Source organism: Paraburkholderia sp., assembly GCF_024281035.1.
Classification (GTDB): Bacteria; Pseudomonadota; Gammaproteobacteria; order Burkholderiales; family Burkholderiaceae; genus Paraburkholderia.
On sequence record NZ_JAMXLH010000076.1, the window covers coordinates 102,955 to 121,547 of the forward strand.

At 65.6% G+C, this 18,593-nt stretch carries 17 protein-coding genes and 1 pseudogene; 3 read left to right on the forward strand and 15 right to left on the reverse strand.

Annotated features, from left to right (window positions below):
* Positions 1–39 precede the first annotated feature (39 nt).
* From cheY to flhD, 12 genes and pseudogenes are all read right to left on the reverse strand, one after another.
* Positions 40–435: a chemotaxis response regulator CheY gene (gene cheY, locus Q0L30_RS24395; protein ID WP_296663051.1), complete on the reverse strand. Its 396-nt coding sequence runs from the start codon at positions 433–435 to the stop codon at positions 40–42.
* A gap of 122 nt (positions 436–557) precedes the next feature.
* Positions 558–1,655 carry a chemotaxis response regulator protein-glutamate methylesterase gene (locus tag Q0L30_RS24400; RefSeq protein ID WP_296663104.1) on the reverse strand — a complete coding sequence of 366 codons (1,098 nt, stop codon included), beginning with the start codon at positions 1,653–1,655 and terminating at the stop codon, positions 558–560.
* A 5-nt stretch (positions 1,656–1,660) separates the two neighbouring features.
* A complete protein-coding gene (cheD, locus tag Q0L30_RS24405) occupies positions 1,661–2,437 on the reverse strand; it encodes a chemoreceptor glutamine deamidase CheD (protein WP_296663053.1) in 777 nt (258 codons plus the stop codon).
* Positions 2,434–3,366 carry a CheR family methyltransferase gene (locus Q0L30_RS24410; protein ID WP_296663107.1) on the reverse strand — a complete coding sequence of 311 codons (933 nt, stop codon included), beginning with the start codon at positions 3,364–3,366 and terminating at the stop codon, positions 2,434–2,436. Before Q0L30_RS24410 ends, cheD begins: the two co-directional genes overlap by 4 nt.
* A gap of 205 nt (positions 3,367–3,571) precedes the next feature.
* On the reverse strand, positions 3,572–5,386 hold the full coding sequence (locus Q0L30_RS24415; protein ID WP_296663054.1) for a methyl-accepting chemotaxis protein: 1,815 nt from the start codon (positions 5,384–5,386) through the stop codon (positions 3,572–3,574).
* A 160-nt stretch (positions 5,387–5,546) separates the two neighbouring features.
* Positions 5,547–6,071 (reverse strand): chemotaxis protein CheW, encoded by a 525-nt coding sequence (cheW, locus tag Q0L30_RS24420; RefSeq protein ID WP_296663110.1) that lies wholly within the window; start codon positions 6,069–6,071, stop codon positions 5,547–5,549.
* 74 nt (positions 6,072–6,145) lie between these two features.
* Complete coding sequence (gene cheA, locus Q0L30_RS24425; RefSeq protein WP_296663057.1) at positions 6,146–8,446, reverse strand: chemotaxis protein CheA; 2,301 nt, start codon at positions 8,444–8,446, stop codon at positions 6,146–6,148.
* Positions 8,447–8,510: 64 nt separating this feature from the next.
* Complete coding sequence (locus Q0L30_RS24430; protein ID WP_296663059.1) at positions 8,511–8,885, reverse strand: response regulator; 375 nt, start codon at positions 8,883–8,885, stop codon at positions 8,511–8,513.
* Positions 8,886–9,186: 301 nt separating this feature from the next.
* A pseudogene (gene motB, locus Q0L30_RS24435) lies at positions 9,187–10,134 on the reverse strand (flagellar motor protein MotB); the annotation flags it as partial.
* Positions 10,135–10,167: 33 nt separating this feature from the next.
* Positions 10,168–11,028, reverse strand: coding sequence for a flagellar motor stator protein MotA (gene motA / locus Q0L30_RS24440; RefSeq protein WP_296663063.1), 861 nt, complete (start codon positions 11,026–11,028; stop codon positions 10,168–10,170).
* 183 nt (positions 11,029–11,211) lie between these two features.
* A complete protein-coding gene (gene flhC / locus Q0L30_RS24445) occupies positions 11,212–11,850 on the reverse strand; it encodes a flagellar transcriptional regulator FlhC (protein WP_296663067.1) in 639 nt (212 codons plus the stop codon).
* Between the two features lie 107 nt (positions 11,851–11,957).
* Positions 11,958–12,272, reverse strand: a complete 315-nt coding sequence (gene flhD / locus Q0L30_RS24450) for a flagellar transcriptional regulator FlhD (RefSeq protein ID WP_296663068.1) — start codon at positions 12,270–12,272, stop codon at positions 11,958–11,960.
* A gap of 707 nt (positions 12,273–12,979) precedes the next feature.
* Between flhD and Q0L30_RS24455 the strand changes: the two genes are divergently transcribed.
* Entirely contained in the window at positions 12,980–14,044 is a 1,065-nt protein-coding gene (locus tag Q0L30_RS24455) for a glycosyltransferase family 4 protein (RefSeq protein WP_296663071.1), read from the forward strand.
* Positions 14,045–14,322: 278 nt separating this feature from the next.
* Here Q0L30_RS24455 and Q0L30_RS24460 read toward each other — a convergent pair whose 3' ends face one another.
* Positions 14,323–14,619 (reverse strand): H-NS histone family protein, encoded by a 297-nt coding sequence (locus Q0L30_RS24460; RefSeq protein WP_296663074.1) that lies wholly within the window; start codon positions 14,617–14,619, stop codon positions 14,323–14,325.
* A gap of 288 nt (positions 14,620–14,907) precedes the next feature.
* Here Q0L30_RS24460 and aqpZ point away from each other — a divergent pair, with 288 nt between their 5' ends.
* Both aqpZ and Q0L30_RS24470 read left to right on the forward strand, forming a co-directional pair.
* Positions 14,908–15,627 carry an aquaporin Z gene (gene aqpZ, locus Q0L30_RS24465; protein WP_296663113.1) on the forward strand — a complete coding sequence of 240 codons (720 nt, stop codon included), beginning with the start codon at positions 14,908–14,910 and terminating at the stop codon, positions 15,625–15,627.
* A 192-nt stretch (positions 15,628–15,819) separates the two neighbouring features.
* Positions 15,820–16,503 (forward strand): histidine phosphatase family protein, encoded by a 684-nt coding sequence (locus tag Q0L30_RS24470; RefSeq protein WP_296663076.1) that lies wholly within the window; start codon positions 15,820–15,822, stop codon positions 16,501–16,503.
* 10 nt (positions 16,504–16,513) lie between these two features.
* Here Q0L30_RS24470 and Q0L30_RS24475 read toward each other — a convergent pair whose 3' ends face one another.
* Together Q0L30_RS24475 and Q0L30_RS24480 are read right to left on the reverse strand one after the other, a co-directional pair.
* Complete coding sequence (locus tag Q0L30_RS24475; RefSeq protein ID WP_296663078.1) at positions 16,514–17,335, reverse strand: Cof-type HAD-IIB family hydrolase; 822 nt, start codon at positions 17,333–17,335, stop codon at positions 16,514–16,516.
* A gap of 167 nt (positions 17,336–17,502) precedes the next feature.
* Complete coding sequence (locus tag Q0L30_RS24480; protein ID WP_296663080.1) at positions 17,503–18,387, reverse strand: BadF/BadG/BcrA/BcrD ATPase family protein; 885 nt, start codon at positions 18,385–18,387, stop codon at positions 17,503–17,505.
* Positions 18,388–18,593: the final 206 nt, after the last annotated feature.

Genomic DNA, 18,593 nt, shown 5'->3' on the forward strand with positions numbered 1-18,593 from the left:
GGCAGCTCGTTGGCCTGCGCGCCGATATGCTCGTTCACGTCAGCTCCCCGTTTTTGCCATCTTTTCGAGGATCTTGTTCAGCTTCTCATCGAGCGTCGCCGCCGTGAACGGCTTCACCACATAGCCGCTCGCGCCAGCCTGCGCCGCCGCGATGATGTTTTCCTTCTTCGATTCCGCCGTCACCATCAGCACCGGCAGGTGCGTGAGGGTCGCATCGGCGCGGATTTCCTTGAGCATCGCGAGACCGTCGAGGTTCGGCATGTTCCAGTCGGAAATCACGAACTCGTAGTTGCCGCTGCGCAGGCGTGCGAGGCCCGCTGCGCCGTCTTCGGCTTCGTCGACGTTCGAGTAGCCCAGTTCCTTCAGCAGGTTGCGGACAATCCGGCGCATCGTCGGAAAATCGTCCACCACCAGAATCTTCATTCCCTTATCCATCACAGTTCCATTCCTCCAGGCTTGCCCCGGGCAATTATCCAGACTCGCATGCTACGAGGCCAGTCAAATTAGTTTTCCGTCGTTGCGCGCCTGTGCTGCGCGGCGCGCTTCGCAGGCGCGCATCATACCCGCTGTACGCGGTCTCCCATCTGCGCGAGACGCGCCATCACGCGGCGGCTCATGTCCGAAAGCGGCGCGACTTCATCGGCGGCGCCCGCCGCAATCGCCTCGCGCGGCATGCCGAACACGATACAGCTCGCCTCGTCCTGCGCGAACGTGTACGCACCCGCGCGGCGCATGTCGAGCAGGCCCGCGGCACCGTCGCGGCCCATGCCCGTGAGGATCACGCCAATCGCGTTCTTGCCCGCGTGCTGCGCCGCCGAGCGGAACAGCACGTCGACCGACGGACGATGCCGGTTCACCGGCGGGTCGTCGGAGAGATGGGCAATGTAGTTCGCGCCGCTGCGCGCGAGCAAAAGGTGCGCGTGGCCCGGCGCGATATACGCGTGGCCCGGCAGCACGCGCTCGCCGTGCTCGGCTTCCTTCACGCTGATGCGGCACAGGCCGTTCAGGCGCTGCGCGAACGACTTCGTGAAGCCCGGCGGCATGTGCTGCGCGATCAGCACCGCCGGCGCATCGGGCGGCAGCGGCGTGAGCACTTCGCGGATCGCTTCCGTGCCGCCCGTCGATGCGCCGATGATGATCAGCTTCTCGGTACTGAGCAGCGGATTGTTGATCATCGGCGCGTGGGCCGCAGCCGGGGGCGCGCCCGGCGCACCCGCATGGGCCGCAGCCGGTGCGGCGTGACGCGCCTGCACGCGCGCGCGCGCGGCGGCGCGCACCTTGTCCGCGAGCTTTTCCGCGTATTCGAGCATGCCGTCGCGAATGCCGACTTTCGGCTTCGTCACGAAATCGACGGCGCCCAGTTCGAGCGCGCGCAGCGTGATTTCGTTGCCGCGCTCGGTCAGCGACGACACCATCACGACCGGCATGGGACGCAGGCGCATGAGCTTCTCGAGAAAGTCGAGGCCGTCCATGCGCGGCATTTCCACGTCGAGCGTGAGAACGTCCGGGTTGTGCTGCTTGATCAGCTCACGCGCGACGAGCGGGTCGGGCGCGGTGGCGACGACCGTCATGTCCGGCTGATCGTTGATGATCTCCGTCATCAGACTGCGGATGAGCGCCGAATCGTCGACACAGAGAACCTTGATTTTTTGCACAGTGTTCACGCCTCCTCTACTGTCCTGGCGTTGTTTTGTCTGAGTGGCCGCTGCGGCGAGGAACCCGCCGCGCCGAAAAGTTCGACGCGGCTGCGAGTGCCCGCCTGCTGCGGTGAGGCCGGCTGCGGCGCGCGGGCTGCCGCGGCCCGCGTGCCCGCGAGTCCGAACAGCTCGACGCGCGCGCGCGCCTGGGCGAGCCTTTCGGCGCGCGCCTCGGGAGTTTGCCGCGCGAGCGCCTGTTCGCGCTCGGCGACGCCCGGATCCTGCGTGAGCCGCAGCTTTTTCACCATCACCTGGCCCGTATGCGGCAAGAACGCGATCTTGCGCGGATGCGTGCCCTGAAGATCCTCGGCGACGATGCGGATGTGTTCGGTCGCGAGATAGCGGCGCACGAACTCGGCGTTGCGGTCGCCGATATTCATCGTCGTCATGCCTGCGAGCACCGCCGCGCCGCCGAACACTTTCGCTTCGAAGCGCTCGCGCCGCCCGCCCGCCTTGATGAGCTCGTTGATGAGCACTTCCATCGCGTAGGCGCCGTAACGCATCGCGTCGGAGGCGGCCTGCGCGACATCGGCGCCGTCGTCGGGCAGCATGAAATGGTTCATGCCGCCGATCCCCGCCGTGCGATCTTGAATGCACGCGGCCACGCACGAGCCGAGCACCGTCACGAGCACCATGTCCTCGGCGGTCGTATAGAACTCGTTCGGCAACAGCTTCACGCCCTGGCGGTGGAAGTGGTTGTCGTAATAGAGATTGGTCGCGATCGGCAGCGTGGTGCTCATGCGGGCGTTCCGATCGTGTCACCGACGCGGCGCGCGGCCGAGGTGGCCGTGGTGGTCGCGCTCGCCGCGGTGGTCGGGTTGGCCCGCTCCCGCGCCAGCTCGTAGACGGTCTGGCCGCGCAGCCGGAAAGCCTGCGTGACGTAAGTGAAGTTCTCCGAATGACCCGCGAACAGCAGCCCGTCCGGCTTCATCAGCGGTTCGAAGCGCGTGAGCACCCGCGACTGCGTCGGCTTGTCGAAATAGATCATCACGTTGCGGCAGAAGATCGCATCGAATTGCTGCCGCAAACCGTAGTCCGCGTCGGTGAGATTGAGCTGCTCGAAGCGGATCATCTGGCGCAACTCCGGGCGCACCTTCACGAATCCGTCGTGCGCGCCGGTGCCCTTCAGGAAGAAGCGCTTCAGACGCTCCGCCGAAAGGTGCTTCACCTGGTCGTAGGCGTAGACGCCCGCATTGGCCTTCGCGAGCACCTGGGTGTCGAGATCGGTTGCGAGCACGCGCGCGTCGCGCGCCGCACGGTCGCCGAGCGCCTCGATCAGCGTCATGGCGATCGAGTAGGGCTCTTCGCCCGTGGAAGCCGCCGAACACCACACCGAAACCGGTTGCGCGCGCCGCTTCACGAACTCCGCGAGAATCGGAAAGTGATGCGCCTCGCGAAAGAACGCCGTGAGGTTCGTGGTGAGCGCATTCGTGAACGCCTCCCACTCGAGCGCATCGTTGCCCTGTTCGAGCTGGTCGAGATAGTCGCGAAAGCTGTCGAGCCCGAGCGCGCGCAGGCGCCGCGCGAGACGGCTGTACGCCATGTCGCGCTTGTGGTCCGAAAGCGAAATGCCCGCGCGGCGATGGATCAGCGCGCGGATCCGCTCGAAGTCCGCCGAGGTGAAGTCGAAATCGCGGTTACCCTCGGCCGGCGCCGCGCTCGCGCGCATGGCGCGATCGGCGCGATCCTCTCGCCTTGAACGCGGATCGCTCATCGTCTTGCGCTCCCGGCGGATCCGGCCACACGCCCGGCCGCGCGCGCGGCGGTTTGCACAGCGCCATGCGAGCCGCGCCGTGCGGCCGTTTCGTCGACGGCGGCACGGTACGTTTCATCGCGGCCGTGGACACTCATGTGCATTGCGTAACTCTTCGGATCTAGAACGTTTCCCAGTCGGCGTCCGCTGATGCGGCGCTCACGACCGGTTCGGCGCGCGCAGCAGCCTTCGGCGCCGGCCGCAGCAGAACCTGTTCGGCAGCAGGCTTCGGCGACGCTGCCGCTGCGGGTGCAGCTGCGCGCTTCGCGGCGGGCGCTGCCTGCGCGGCGTGCGTCACGACAGGCGCAGCCGACGCTGCCGACGTTGCCGCTGCCGGTACTGCCGCGGAGCGCACAGCCGTCGTGCGCGAGCGCGTGGACGCCGCGCCCGTGCGCCAGCTTCCGAGCACTGTCTGCAAATTGCGCGTCTGCTCTTCGAGCGAGGCCGCCGCGGCCGCCGCCTGTTCGACCAGCGCCGCGTTCTGCTGCGTGACCGTATCCATCTGCGTGACGGCGCGGTTCACCTGTTCGATGCCGCCCGACTGTTCCTCGGAGGCCGAACTGATCTCGCCCATGATGTCGGTGACGCGCCGCACGGCGAGGAGGATGTCTTCCATCGTCGTGCCCGCGCGGCCCACGAGCTGCGAGCCGCTTTGCACCTTCTGCGCGGAATCGTTGATCAGTTCCTTGATTTCCTTGGCCGCGCTCGCGCTACGCTGCGCGAGGCTGCGCACTTCGCCCGCGACCACCGCGAAACCGCGGCCCTGCTCGCCCGCCCGTGCGGCTTCGACTGCCGCGTTGAGCGCCAGAATGTTGGTCTGGAAGGCGATGCCTTCGATCACGCTGATGATGTCGACGATCTTCGCCGAGCTGGCCGCGATGTCCTGCATCGTGTGCACCACTTCGCCGACCACTTCGCCGCCGCGCGTCGCGATATCCGACGCGTTGACCGCCAACTGGCTCGCCTGGCGTGCGTTTTCGGCGTTCTGCTTCACGGTGCCGGTGAGCTGCTCCATGCTCGACGCGGTTTCCTGCAGCGAGGCCGCCTGCTGCTCGGTGCGCTGCGACAGATCGGTGTTGCCCATCGCGATTTCGCGCGCGCCGATGTCGATCGAACCCGCGCCCGTATTCACCGCGTTCACGAGCGAGACAAGGCTCTCCTGCATGCGCTTGAGGCCCACGAAGAGACGGCCGATTTCGTTCGTGCGGTCGACCACGATGGACTTCGACAGATCGCCCTGCGCGATGCGCTCGCAGCAATCCACGGCTTCCTGGAGCGGTTGCACGATGAGCCCGCGCAGCGCGAAGCGGATCACGAGCACGACGACGAGCGCGACGGCGGACATGACGACGATCAACGTGCGCATGAACGCGATCCGCTCGCGCGCATCGGCTTCGCGCTGCTGCGCGCCGTTCTGCACAGCCTGGGCGAGCGGTGCCGCAACGTTGTCGTAATCGACGAACATCGGGCTGATCTTCGTGTCGGCGAGCGCGTGATACGCCGTCTGATCGTTCGCGCGCAGCGCCGCGAGTTCGGGCTGCACGCCGTCTTGCAGCAGCGTCGCGCGCTTTTGCGCGAGGGCGTCGAGCGCAGCGGCATCGACACCGCTCTTCGGCGCGGCCTGGAACACCTTCCACGCGTCGTTGCCCTTGGCGAGCAGTGCGTCGGCGCGATCGAGCGCCTGCTTCGATTCGTCGGCCTGGTTCGCGACGGCGAGCGCGCTCGCGCGCTCAAGCGAGATGCGCGCGCGCAGCAGATACGACGAGGCGTCGTTCAGCGAACGCATCGCGACGACGTCGCCGTGCGCAATCGCGCTCAGCGAATCGCCCGCGCTACCGAGCGCGAAAAGGCCTAGCGCACCGACCAGAAAGGTCAGCAGGATCTGTACGGCGCCGACGCCGGTTAGCGTCGCGCGGATCGACCACTTGTGCAGCATCTCAATGGCTCCTGTGCTGTGCGAAAGGTTCAGTGAGCGTCGCACAAATCGTTGTTTGCAGCGCGCCAAACAAAGGGCAGCTTGCCGCTCTTTTCGGCGGCTTGCCGCTCTTTCGCGCCGGCCCACCCGGTGGGCCACCCCCGATACCGGTCGGCCGGGCCTACTTGGCGAGCGCCTCGATCAGCGCCATTTCGCGGCTCGTCATCAGCTTTTCGATGTCCATCAGGATCAGCATGCGGCCGTCCACCGTGCCGAGGCCCGTGAGGAATTCGGTGGTGAGCGTCGCGCCGAACTCCGGCGCGGGCATGATCTGGTCCTGCTGCAGCGTGAGCACGTCGGACACGCCGTCCACGACCATGCCGACGACGCGATGCGCGACGTTCAGGATGATGACGACCGTCTGGTGGTCGTATTCGACGCGGCCCAGATGGAACTTGATGCGCATGTCCACGATCGGGACGATGATGCCGCGCAGGTTGATGACGCCCTTGATGAATTCGGGCGCATTGGCGATGCGCGTCACGCTGTCGTAGCCGCGGATTTCCTGCACCTTGAGGATGTCGATGCCGTACTCTTCCGCGCCGAGCGTGAAGACGAGGAATTCCTGACCGCCTGCTTCGGCTTGCTGCGCGTCGCGCCGGTGCGCGAGGGCCCCGCCGGCGCCGTTGCCGCCGTTGCCATTGATGGGTTGGACTTCTGCCACGTTAGCCCCTGAACAGTTTGAATTGGGTTGCGAAAGTAAGTCTGAAGCGCCTGCGGTCAGGCAAATTCGGCGAATGCGCCCGCGGCCTGCCCCGCGCCGTGGGTCAACCGCGTTTCGCGATTGAGCGCCGCCACGTCGACGATCAGCGCGACACTGCCGTCACCGAGAATCGTCGCGGCGGAAATGCCGTGCACCTTGCGGTAATTCGTCTCAAGGTTCTTCACCACCACCTGCTGCTGGCCGACGAGTTCGTCGATCAGCATCGCGAAGCGGCGTCCTTCGGTTTCCATGATCGTCACGATGCCCTGCGTCGGCTCGGTGCGCGCGCCTTCCACGGCGAACACCTGATGAAGCGCAACCAGCGGCAGGTATTCGCCGCGCACGCGCACGACGCGGTCGCCGTTCGTGACCGTGTAGATGTCTTCGAGGCGCGGCTGCAGCGACTCCATCACGAAGTTCAGCGGCAGAATGAAGATCTCGCTGCCGACCTTGACCGACATGCCGTCGAGAATCGCCAGCGTGAGCGGCAGCACGATGCGCGTCGTCGTGCCCTTGCCCGCGTACGACGTGATTTCGACGTGGCCGCCCATCGCCTGGATGTTGCGCTTCACGACGTCCATGCCGACGCCGCGGCCCGAAACGTCGGTGACCTGTTCGGCGGTCGAGAAGCCCGGCGCGAAGATGAGATTCCAGACCTCTTCGTCCGGCATCGTTTCGCTGACCGACATGCCCTGCTTGATCGCCTTCGCGAGAATCTTGTCGCGGCGCAGGCCCGCGCCGTCGTCGCTCACCTCGATCACGATGTTGCCGCCGTGATGCGCGGCGGACAGCACGAGCTGGCCGGTGGAGTCTTTGCCCGCGGCGCGGCGCGCTTCCACCGTTTCGATGCCGTGGTCGAGCGAGTTGCGCACGAGGTGTGTGAGCGGATCGATGATGCGCTCGATCAGACTCTTGTCGAGTTCGGTCGCCTGACCGAACGTCACGAGTTCCACTTCCTTGCCGAGCTTGGCCGCGAGGTCGCGCACGAGACGGGGGAAGCGGCTGAACACGTAGTCCATCGGCATCATGCGGATCGACATCACCGCTTCTTGCAGGTCGCGCGCGTTGCGTTCGAGCTGCGCCATGCCGTTGAAGAGCCGGTCGTGCAGCGCCGGGTCGAACGCATTGGCCGTTTCGGCGAGCATCGCCTGGGTGATGACGAGTTCGCCGACGAGGTTGATGAGCTGGTCGACTTTCTCGACGCCCACGCGAATCGAGCTGCCCTCCGCCGATGCGGCGGCGGCGGCCGGGCGCTGCTTGCGCTCGGCCTCGGGGGCATGCGCCGCGCCTGACTGGGCCGCTGCGGCTTCGTGTTCGGGCTGGGCAGGCGCTGCGGCGGGCGCGGCTTGTACAGCTTGCGCAGCTTGTGCGGCAGGCGCGACGGGCGCGGTCAGCGCGGTTGCCGGAGCGCTCGCTGCGGCCGGCGCCGCTGCCGCCGCCGCTATGACCGCGGCCTCGGGCTGCGCGGCAGCGGCAGCGGCAGCCGGTGCCGCATCGCCTTGCGGCGCTGCACCGCGTCCGATCGAGATCTGGCTGTCGTCGATCACGAAACAGCACACGGCGATGATGTCGTCCGAGGACACCTCGGTTTCGAGCCACAGCGTGATGTCGTCGCCGGTCTTCACCTGCGCGACCACGCGGCCGAGGTTGCCGAGTTCTTCGGCGAGCAGTTCCTGATCCTTCGCATCGACACGGCGCAAGGTGATGCGCAGATGCGGGCCGTTTTCCGCGCCGCCGCTTGCGCCGCCCGTGCCGCCCGTGCCGCTTGCGGTCATCGCTTCATCGACGACGTGCTCGGGCGCGCCGTTTGCCGACGCGGCCGATGCAGCCGGTGCGACCGGCGCAGCGGGTGCGGCAGGTGCAGCGGCGGGAGCGGGAGCGGCAGCGGGCGCTGCGGGCGCGGGTGCGGCAGGCGCGGGCACGCCGCGGCTTTCCGCGTAGAGCCGTTCGAGCTTCGCGCGCACGGCGGCGGCGGCGTCCGCGTCGGGCTCGGCGCTCGCGCGGTAGTCGGCGAGCTGGCCCGAGAGCACGTCCTTCGTTTCGAGGAACGTGTCGATCATGTCCTTGCGCAGCACGAGTTCGTTGTTGCGCGCGCGGTCGAGCAGCGATTCGAGAATGTGCGTCGTTTCGGTGAGCGCGGTGAAGCCGAACGTCGCCGCGCCGCCCTTGATCGAATGCGCCGCGCGAAAGATCGCAGCGAGATCCTCGGGATCGGGCTGGGCGACATTCAGGTTCAGCAGCAGCTGCTCCATCTGTGCGAGCAGCTCGTCAGCTTCGTCGAAGAACGTCTGATAGAACTGAGTGATGTCGAGTGTCATGCCTGATTCACCGCGATATGTACTTGTTGGGGGTTGCCGTTGCCGCTGTCTCGTGCGACGCGCCTTATGCCTGCGCCTCGCAGAGCGCGCTCGCAAGATCGAGGAGCAGCTCCGGATCCACCGGTTTTTCCAGCCAGCCCGTCGCACCGGCATCGCGCAAGGCTGTCTTGAAGGTCTGATCCGATTCCGTCGTGAGGATGAGAATCGGCGTTTCGAAATACGAGGGGTTCGCGCGCAGCTTGCGGACCAGCTCGAGGCCGCTCACGCGCGGCATGTGCAGGTCGCTGAGCACGAGGTCGAAGTGCTGCGCGAGCGCGTGCTCGAGCCCTTCGTCGCCGTCCTTCGCGAGCGTCACCTCGTACCCGGCCTGGCCGAGCGCCGCCAGCAGGATCTCCCGCATGGATGCCGAATCGTCGATCGCCAGAATGCTTCTGATCATCGGTTTCTCGCTCGCGCTATACCCGGGCCCGAATGCTTCATTGGGCGGGCGGCTGCGCCGGACCCGGCGCCGCCGTTGTCGCTGTCGTTGTGCCTGCGGTTGCCGCCGCGGTTGCAGCTGCCGTTGTCGCTGCGGTTGTCCCTGCGGTTGCCGCTGCCGTTGCCGCTGCCGTTGTCGCCGCCGTTGTCCCTGCCGTTGGCGCCGGCATCCCGGCGACCTTCAACGCGGGCTTGATCCGCACCGGCGCGGGCGCAGCCACGGGCGCCGCCTGCGCGGCCGCCGGGTGCAGCATGACCCCCGGCAGGAGCGGCTTGCCGGAACGCGCGGCGTCGTCGGACAGCGGCGTCGTCGTCGTGTCGTCGTGCATCAGCGCGTCTTCCGACTTCTTGTTCAGCACGATGATGCTGATGCGCCGGTTCTCCGGATCGAGCGGATCGGCCTTGTTCAGGTTCTGCGTGGAAGCGAGGCCGATCACGCGCAGCACCTTGCCGTCGTCGAGGCCGCCCGCCACCAGCTCGCGGCGCGACGCGTTCGCGCGGTCCGCCGAAAGCTCCCAGTTGCTGTAACCCTTCTCGCCGCCCGCGTACGGCACGGCGTCGGTGTGGCCCTGCACGACGATGCGGTTCGGCACGTCGTTGAGCGTCCTGCCGATCGCGAGCAGGATGTCGCGCATATACGGCTCGACCACGTCGCGCGCGGTCGCGAACATCGGCCGCTTCTGCGTATCGACGATTTCGATGCGCAGGCCCGTGAGCGTCGAGTCGATGCGGATCTGCTGCTTGTACTGGCGCAGCACCGGGTTCGCCTCGATCGCGGCCATCAGCTTGACCTGCAGATCGTGCAGGCGCTCCTGTTCGCGGCGCTCGAGCGAGCCTTGCTGCTGCTTCGACGCTTCTTCATCGTTAAAGCGCACCGAGGTGCGCTCCGATTGCAGCGTCGAGCCTTCGCTCTGGCGCATGACGCCTTGCTTGTCGGTCGAGATGTCGCGGCCGCCGCCCTTGAGGATGCTCGAATCCTCGGCGCTGCGGTCGCCGCCCCAAAGCGCGACCTTCAACGGCTGGTTGAAGTATTCGGCAATGCCGCGCAACTGCTTCGTCGTCACCGAACTCAACAGCCACATCAGCAGGAAGAACGCCATCATCGCGGTCATGAAGTCCGCATAGGCCAGCTTCCACGCGCCGCCGTGATGGCCGTGGCGTGCAGGCGCGACGCGCTTCACGACGATCGTGCGATCCTTGTCCTTGCTCATCGTGCGCTTCCTTGCTCGTTCATCCCGTCTGCCTTACTTCGCCTTCACGCGGCGCACGTGATCTTCGAGTTCCGAGAACGACGGACGCTCGGTCGAGAACAGCACCTTGCGGCCGAACTCCACTGCGATGGCAGGCGCGTAGCCGTTCAGGCTCGCGAGGATCGTCACCTTGATGCACTGGAACATCTTGGTGGACTCGGTCACGCGCTGCTCGGCGAGGCTCGCGAGCGGCCCGATCAGGCCGTACGAAAGCAGAATGCCGAGGAAGGTGCCGACCAGCGCCTGGGCGATCATTTCGCCGAGCACGGCGGGCGGACGGTCAGCGGACGCCATCGTGTGCACCACGCCCATCACCGCGGCGACGATACCGAAGGCCGGCATCGCATCGCCCACCTTCGCGAGCGCGTTGGCAGGCGCCGCGCCTTCGGCGTGGTGGGTTTCGATTTCCTCGTCCATGAGACTTTCGATTTCGAAAGCATTCATGTTGCCGCCCACCATCAGGCGCAGGTAGTCGGTGACGAATTCGATCACGTGCTGATCGGCGAGAACGCGCGGATATTGCGTGAAGATCGGGCTCTTCAGCGGCTCGTCGATGTCCGCTTCGAGGGTCAGCGTGCCTTCCTTGCGTGCCTTGGCGAGCAGGACGTAGAGCAGCGCGAGCAGCTCCATATAGACGTCCTTGTTGTACTTCGAGCCCTTGAAGAGCGCCGGAATGACGCGCACGGTCGATTTGATCGTCTTGACGCCGTTGCCGAGGATGAAAGCGCCGACGCCCGCACCGCCGATCATGAGCAGCTCCATGGGCTGCATCATGGCCGCAAGATGGCCACCCTCCAACAGGTAGCCGCCGAAGACGGACAGGATCGTTACGAGTGTTCCCACGAAAATCAGCACAGCCGGATCCTCACTAGAGAATGTGCCGCGTACCGCCGTCGGCCCGCGTCCTTAGCTGGTTTACGGCATCGATAGGAAAAACTTTGGGATTGGACGCGCGCGGAGCCGCAACACATCGCCGCCGATCTCGGGGACAGGTTCCGGCGCCAGTCGTTTGGCGGCCAAAAGGCCCGTCCGCGCCAGTCAGTTCAAGGTTGCAGCGCCGTTCTTGCCGGACGCGCCGGATGCACCGCCCGGGGTGCTCGTGGTACCCGGGGTGCTCGTGGCGCTCGTGGCGCTCGTGGCGCTCACAGCGCTTGCGCCGGACAGGCGGCGCGTTCGGCCCGCACGCGAAGGCGGCTGGCACAGCCCGCAGACGTAGCCGCGCTGCGGATCGTGCGCATGCGCGACGAAGTGGCCGCCGCACCGGCAGCACGGGCTCGCCTGCAGGAGCCCCGACGAGAAATAGCGCACGAGCGTCCACGCGCGCGTGAGACTGAGCACGGGCTCCTCTTCCTGGAGGCGCATGTGTTCGAGATAGAGCCGGTAACCTTTCACGATTGCGTGAATCGGCTCGCAGCGCGTTTCGCGGATGATGAACTGGTACGTGCCGTAAAACAGCGACGAGTGGATGTTGGGCTGCCACGTCATGAACCAGTCGGTCGAGAACGGCAGCATGCCCTTGGGCGGCGATTCGCCCTTCACTTCTTTGTAGAGACGGATCAGGCGGTCGCGAGAAAGCGAAGTCTCCGCTTCGAGCACCTGCAGCCGCGCGCCGAGTTCGATCAGCTCGATCGCGAGCGCGATCTCCCTGACCTCGAGTACCACGCTCTTGGTCGCCATAGAGGCCCGATGAATACGGGAATGAGCCGTCACGCCAGCCGCCAGGCCGGCTGCGGCGAAACGCCGCGCCCGACCATCGCGGGCGGCGCGGCAGGCCACAAACAGACTCAGCCGATCTGGGCGACCGCCTGGCCCGCCATCAGGATCGCGGAGTGGGTCTGAGCGGACTTGCCCTTGTCGGCCAGCGTGCCGAGGATGGTGTGGTCGTCGAACCGGAAGCGGCAAAGCATCTGGTTCGAGGCGGCGAGTCGCACGGTTTGCGCCATCGAGAGACCGGCGAGAACGTCGGCGAGCTGCTCGGAAATGCCCATGCGGAACATGCCGGCCGGCTTGTCCTCGCGCAGCAGGCGTTGCGCCAGCAACAGGTACGACAGGTTCACGTCCTTGATCTCACTGAGCATCTCGTTGTTCGTCGCGCCCATGGATTCCCCCCCGGGATTCGTATCGATTCGGCTGGTCAGGCCTACGTAAAACGTTTGCTCGTTCACATCCGCAAAAGCTGGCTGAACGGCTCATATAGATTGAACGCGCAATTGTGGCGAGGCCGTGCATCTTTGAATATTGGACGAATGCCGCAACGATCTGCGAGACATTGCCGCGTTATCTCGTAGGAATTTTTCTGACAACAGAGGGAGAGGGAGGCGAGACGGGCGTGCGCCCATGTGCGCTGCATCTGTAATGCGCGAGGCGTGTGCTGCGGGGAGTGCTAATTATAGGATGTTTCCTTGCTGTAGCTCAAATTCGCTCATCTCCCGTGCGGACAGGTGGTGGCAGATGGCTGGCGCGTGGCCTGCAGACGGTCGGCAGACGGCGGGCGGACAGCTGGCAGACAGCTGGCATAAGGATTGCGAATCGCCCCCGCCACTGCGGCGTGCACGCAGGCATCCGCCGGGCGTCACCCGCCACCCGCCACCCGCCACCCGCCACCTGTCGCCCGCCGCGCGCGTGCGTCTGCGGCAACCCGCTGTAACAGCTCGCTGTTACAACATTAAGCGATTGCAAAAGGACTCGAATCGGTGAGCCACATCCCCATAATCGGCCTCAGGGATAACCCGATACCGCAGCGTCCGCGCTGCCTTAGCCTTCACCCGTAGCGTCGCCCCGGCCTATGCACACGGAGAACTTGCCCATGCGAATCGCACAGATTGCGCCGCTTTACGAAGCGGTCCCGCCGAAACTCTACGGCGGCACCGAGCGCGTCGTGTCCTACCTGACAGAAGCGCTCGTCGACCTGGGCCACGACGTGACGCTGTTCGCAAGCGGCGATTCGGTCACCGCCGCAAAGCTCGAACCGGCCTGGCCGCGTGCGCTGCGGCTCGATCCGACGATCCGCGACGCCCTGGCGCCGCACATGGTGCTGCTCGAGCACGTGCGCCGCGTCGCCCACGAATTCGACGTGCTGCACTTTCACCTCGACTATCTGCCGTTTCCGCTTTTTTCGACGCTCGACACGCCGTTCGTCACGACACTGCATGGCCGCCTCGACCTGCCCGAGCTGCAGCCGGTGTTCAACACGTTCGCAGACACGCCGGTGATCTCGATCTCGGATTCGCAGCGCCAGCCCCTCCGGCAGGCCAACTGGCAGAGCACGATCTACCACGGCCTGCCGGCCAGCCTGCTCACGCCGCAAACCGACCGCGAGCCGCAATATCTGGCGTTCCTCGGCCGCATCTGCCCGGAAAAGCGCGTGGACACCGCGATCCGGATTGCGGCGCAAAGCGGCCTGCCGCTGAAGATCGCGGCCAAGGTCGACAAGGTGGACCAGGACTATTTCAAGGCCGAAATCGAGCCGCTGCTTGCGCAGGCGCACGTCGAATTCATCGGTGAAATCGACGAGTCGCAAAAACCCGCCTTCCTGTCGGGCGCGAAGGCGCTGCTATTTCCGATTGACTGGTCCGAGCCGTTCGGGCTCGTGATGATCGAAGCGATGGCTTGCGGTACGCCTGTGATTGCTTTCAATCGCGGATCGGTGCCCGAAGTGATCGATCCGGGCGTGACCGGCTTTATTGTCGAGGACGTGCAAGGCGCAGTGGCGGCACTCGATAAAATCGAATCGCTTTCTCGCAAAGCCATTCGCGCGCAGTTCGACCGCCGTTTCACGTCGCATACCATGGCGCGCAATTACGTCGACGCGTATACCGCACTCATCGAGGGTGTTGGCCGTCAGGCACTGCGCTGTGTCGCCGCCGGTTGAATGACATCTGACATGAAACATTGAGATAAAACCGACGAATACGTCATCCAAATCGTTTGCGTACTGTCGAATAGCGACATTACCGTATTCGCATAAAAAGAGCCGCATGGAACCATGCGGCTCTTTTCGCATGCACGTATGCGGCATGCACAACCGGAGCAATAGCCGGGTCGCGGGCGCGCGCTTAAACCCCGCTGGCTCACGCCGCAAAACCTGGCTTTTTCGCGCTAAAGCTGGCTTGAGCCGATTTAACCCGGTTTAGCCTGACCTGGCCTGGCTTAGCCCATCAGAAAGCGTTCGCGATTCTTTCCCGCAATCCATTTGGGCGGCTTGCCGCGCCCGCTCCAGGTCGCGCCGGTTTTCGGATCCTGGTAGCGCGGAGGCAGCGGCGCCTTCTTCGGCGGGCGTCCGCGCCGGGCCGCGGCCACGAAGCCGAGGTCCGTGGCGCTCAGCCCATATTCGACAATCTTTTCGCGAATCATGGCAATCACATCCGCGATTTCGGTACGCCGCGCTTCTTCGGCCTGTGCCTGGAGCCTGGCGATCTGGGCTTTGAGTTCTGAATATTGCGACATTCCGATCCCCCTTTGATTACAAAGCTAACCAACTCGAACCGAGATTAGTCGTAACGACAAGAATTGGCAATCACTATTAATACCGCTTTATCAGAATATTTCCAATATTTAACCATTGATCGCCCGCAGTCAAACCGTGCATCTGTAGTACACAATAATGCGACCAAAGGTATCGGAATTGACAATCTTTGACACCCGCCGATCAATCGACTGCCTAGAATCGACCACTCCCTGACTCGATTCAGTTTTGTAAGCCCCTTTCAAAACATCTATTCGAGGTGTCGCATGATGCACTTATCCAAACGACTCGCCGCCGAACTGTTCGGCACGTTCTGGCTGGTACTCGGCGGCTGCGGCAGTGCCGTGCTCGCCGCCAGTTTCGGCGGCCCCGGCCACAGCCTCGGCATCGGCTTTGCGGGCGTCTCGCTGGCATTCGGACTGACGGTGCTCACCATGGCCTTTGCCATCGGGCATATTTCCGGCTGTCACCTGAATCCGGCGGTGAGCGTCGGCCTCGTGGTCGCCGGACGCTTTCCCGCGCGCGATCTCATCCCGTATATCGCGGCGCAGGTGCTCGGCGCCACGCTCGGCGCGTTCACGCTGTACCTCATCGCCCTCGGCAATCCGGATTTCGACCTTGCCACGAACAGCTTCGGGACGAACGGCTATGGCGAGCGCTCGCCGGGCCAGTATTCATTGATCGCCGCTTTCCTCTGCGAAGCGGTGATGACCGGCTTCTTCCTGTTCGTGATTCTCGGCGCCACCGACCAACGCGCGCCCGCCGGCTTCGCGCCGATTGCGATCGGCCTGTGCCTCACGCTAATCCACCTCATCTCGATCCCGGTCACCAATACGTCCGTGAATCCGGCGCGCTCGACCGGCCCGGCGCTTGTCAGCGGCGTCGAAGCGCTCTCCCAGCTCTGGCTCTTCTGGGTGGCGCCGATCGCCGGGGCAATCGTCGCAAGTCTGGTCTATCCGGCAGTGGCTTGCCGCCGCCAGGCAAGCTGAGGGGCATCCAGCGGTAGACAGCGATATACAGCGGTACACAGCCGAACACATCAACACCCAGCGGGGGCGCTCGACGACGCCGCCCGCGCATGAAAACGGGCGCCACGGCGCCCGTCTTCCTTTCCGGCCCTGCTGCGCGCACGCGCTGCTAGAATCGGGCGACCCACCGATCTTCCCGCCACGGCCCGCATCATGGAGCGCTCCTTCGCCTCGCTTATCCGCATCGTCCTGTGCTTCGCGGCGGCGTTGAGCGCCTGCGCGAAAGCGGCCGATACACCCGCTGCACCCGATATACCCACAGCACCCGCAGCACAAAACAATATCGAAACGCTCGTATTCGTCCGGCACGCCGAAAAACCGCCCACAGGCCTCGGCCAGCTCAGTTGCAAGGGGTTGAATCGCGCGCTTGCGCTGCCAGCGGTGATCGCCGCGAAATACGGCAAGCCCGATGCCATCTACGCGCCGGACCCGGGCGAGCGCAAAAACGACAGCGGCCAGCCGTACTACTACGTACGCCCGCTCGCGACCATCGAGCCAACCGCGATCCAGTTCGGCCTGCCGGTTCAGACGCCGTATGGCTTTTCGCAGATTGGCGAGCTTGGCGGCACGCTCATCGATCCGAAGTGGGCGAACCGGACCGTGCTCGTGGCCTGGGAACATCGCGAGATCGAGGAGCTTGCGCGGCAGATCGTCGGCGCGCACGGCGGCGCAGCCGGCGACGTGCCGTCATGGAAGAGCAACGATTTCGACAGCATCTACGTCGTGCGCATCGACTGGAGCGGCGGCACGCCGCGCGCGCGTTTCTCGCGCGAGCACGAAGACCTCGACGACCGCGCCGACGACTGCCCCTGTGCCGCGCTGCCGCCCGCGCGCTGACGCACCTGGCTTACGAAACGGGTTCGTCGCCGAGCGCGAAAAGCTTGCGCAGATGCCGCGCGACGCCCGCCTCGAAGTTGTTGCCGATACGCGGAACCTTCGGCAGACGTGCGATGAGATCGGGATTCGCGTTGTTCATCATGAACGGATGCCCGGCTGTTTCGAGCAGGTCGATGTCGTTCATGTTGTCGCCGAACGCGACGCAGCCCGTCGTCGCGACGCCGAGCCGCTCGAGCACGACGCGCAGCGCGCGCCCCTTCGAAACGCCCGCCACCATCACTTCGAGACAGTCCGGCAGCGAATACGTGACGTAGAGCGCGTCGCCGAATTCGTCCGCGAGCCGCTGCGATACTTGTGCGAGATCGGCGGGGTCGCCGATATAAAGCGCCTTGGCGATGCCGATGCCGTCATGCGCGCGCAAGTCGGTCACACGATAGGTGAAGCCCGAATCCTGGTGAAAAGCGAGCAGTTCGGGCGCGTCGCGGTCGATAAACCAGGCGTCGTCGGCGAAGAGGCTCACGATCACGCGGCCGTGCGTGCCGGTCACCTCGGGCGCGACCAGACGCTGGACGATCGTTTCGGGCAGGTTTGCGGCGTCGATCAGCGTATCGTCCGGCGCGTGGACGCGCGCGCCGTTCGAGGTAATCAGATACGGCCGGATGCCCAGCAGATCCCGGATGCCGGCGACGTCGCAGTAGTGGCGCCCGGTAGCGATGACGAACCGCAGACCTTGTGCGTCGAGGGTATTGAGCGTGGCAACCGTGAACGGATCGAGCTGGTGATCGGAGTTGAGCAGCGTGCCGTCAAGATCGGTTGCGATGACCTTGTACATGGGAATCGGACAGCAGGTGTTAAACGCTTAATGCTAACACCGCCTCGGTAACGCTGCGCCGTTCGCTCCTGATCGTTTCTGCCCCCTGATTGGGAACCGGCGTTGCGCCCGGCGCGCCGCCGCCCTGTCCACGCTGTCCACGCTTACTACGCTTGCCGCGCTTACGTCTACGCCTGCGCGAGCCGTGCAGCTTCGCGCTGCGCCAGCCGCAGCGCACCGCTTGTCGAATCGGCGATTGGTGCGCGCAGCCGCGCGCGCACTGCCTGCGGCACCCATTCGCGCAGCGGCTGGCCAAGCCCGCCCGAGAGCGCGGCAGGCAACGTGGCAGTGGGGTCGAGCGCGCCGATGAATTGCGCGATAGCTTCGCCCGCTTCGGCCAGCAGCTTTGCGGCAAACGGATGCTCGCGATGCGCGAGCACCACGGGCGCGAGGCTGGCGTAGGCGGTCTGGTTCGCCGCGCACAGCCAGACGATGAGACTGTCGCGATCGGTCGAGCCGGTGTGGGCGAGCAGCGCCTGCGCGAAGGCATCGATCGGCGCGCGGCCATCCAGCGCCTGCTGCGCCCAGACGATTGCGCGCAGACCAAACCAGGCGCCGCTCGCCTCGTCGCCGGACGGAAAGCCGAAGCCGCCTGCGATCCGGCACGCGCCCGCACTGTCGAGTGCAGCGGCGATGCTGCCCGTGCCAAGCGCAACCACCACGCCGGGCTCGCCGCCGTGCGCGCCGAGCAACGTCGTGTAGGCGTCGCTTTCCACGGCGAGGCCCGCCACCTGCGGCGCCTGCTGGCGAAACGCGGCGAGCCAGTCCGGGTTGTTCACGCCCGCGAGCCCGCAGCCGAGCACGCAGCGCGACCAGTCGAACGCGAGCCCCGCATTGGCGAACGCGGCACGGCAACCCGACTCGATGGATTCCCACGCGCGAGCAATGCCGAGCCCGAGACCCGAAGGGCCCGCGGCGGCGCGTGCGAGCTCCGCGCCATTCGAGTCGCCAAGCGCCACGCGCGTGCCGGTGCCGCCGCCGTCCACGCCGATCAGCCATGTGTATGTCTGCATGATGATGAGTGCCGCGTCTGTTGGAGTCTGTTGGGTGATGAGCCGTGCCGCAGAGACTAACGGGTCCGCGGCGTTCGCACAATTGCCCGGATGACCAGGGTGGCCGGGCATTCGCGATCCGCTATGCTGGCGTGAACTGAACGAACTGGCGGCAAGGAGAGATCGACGTGACCGACGCAAGCGACGTGACCGGGGCGGTACAGCGC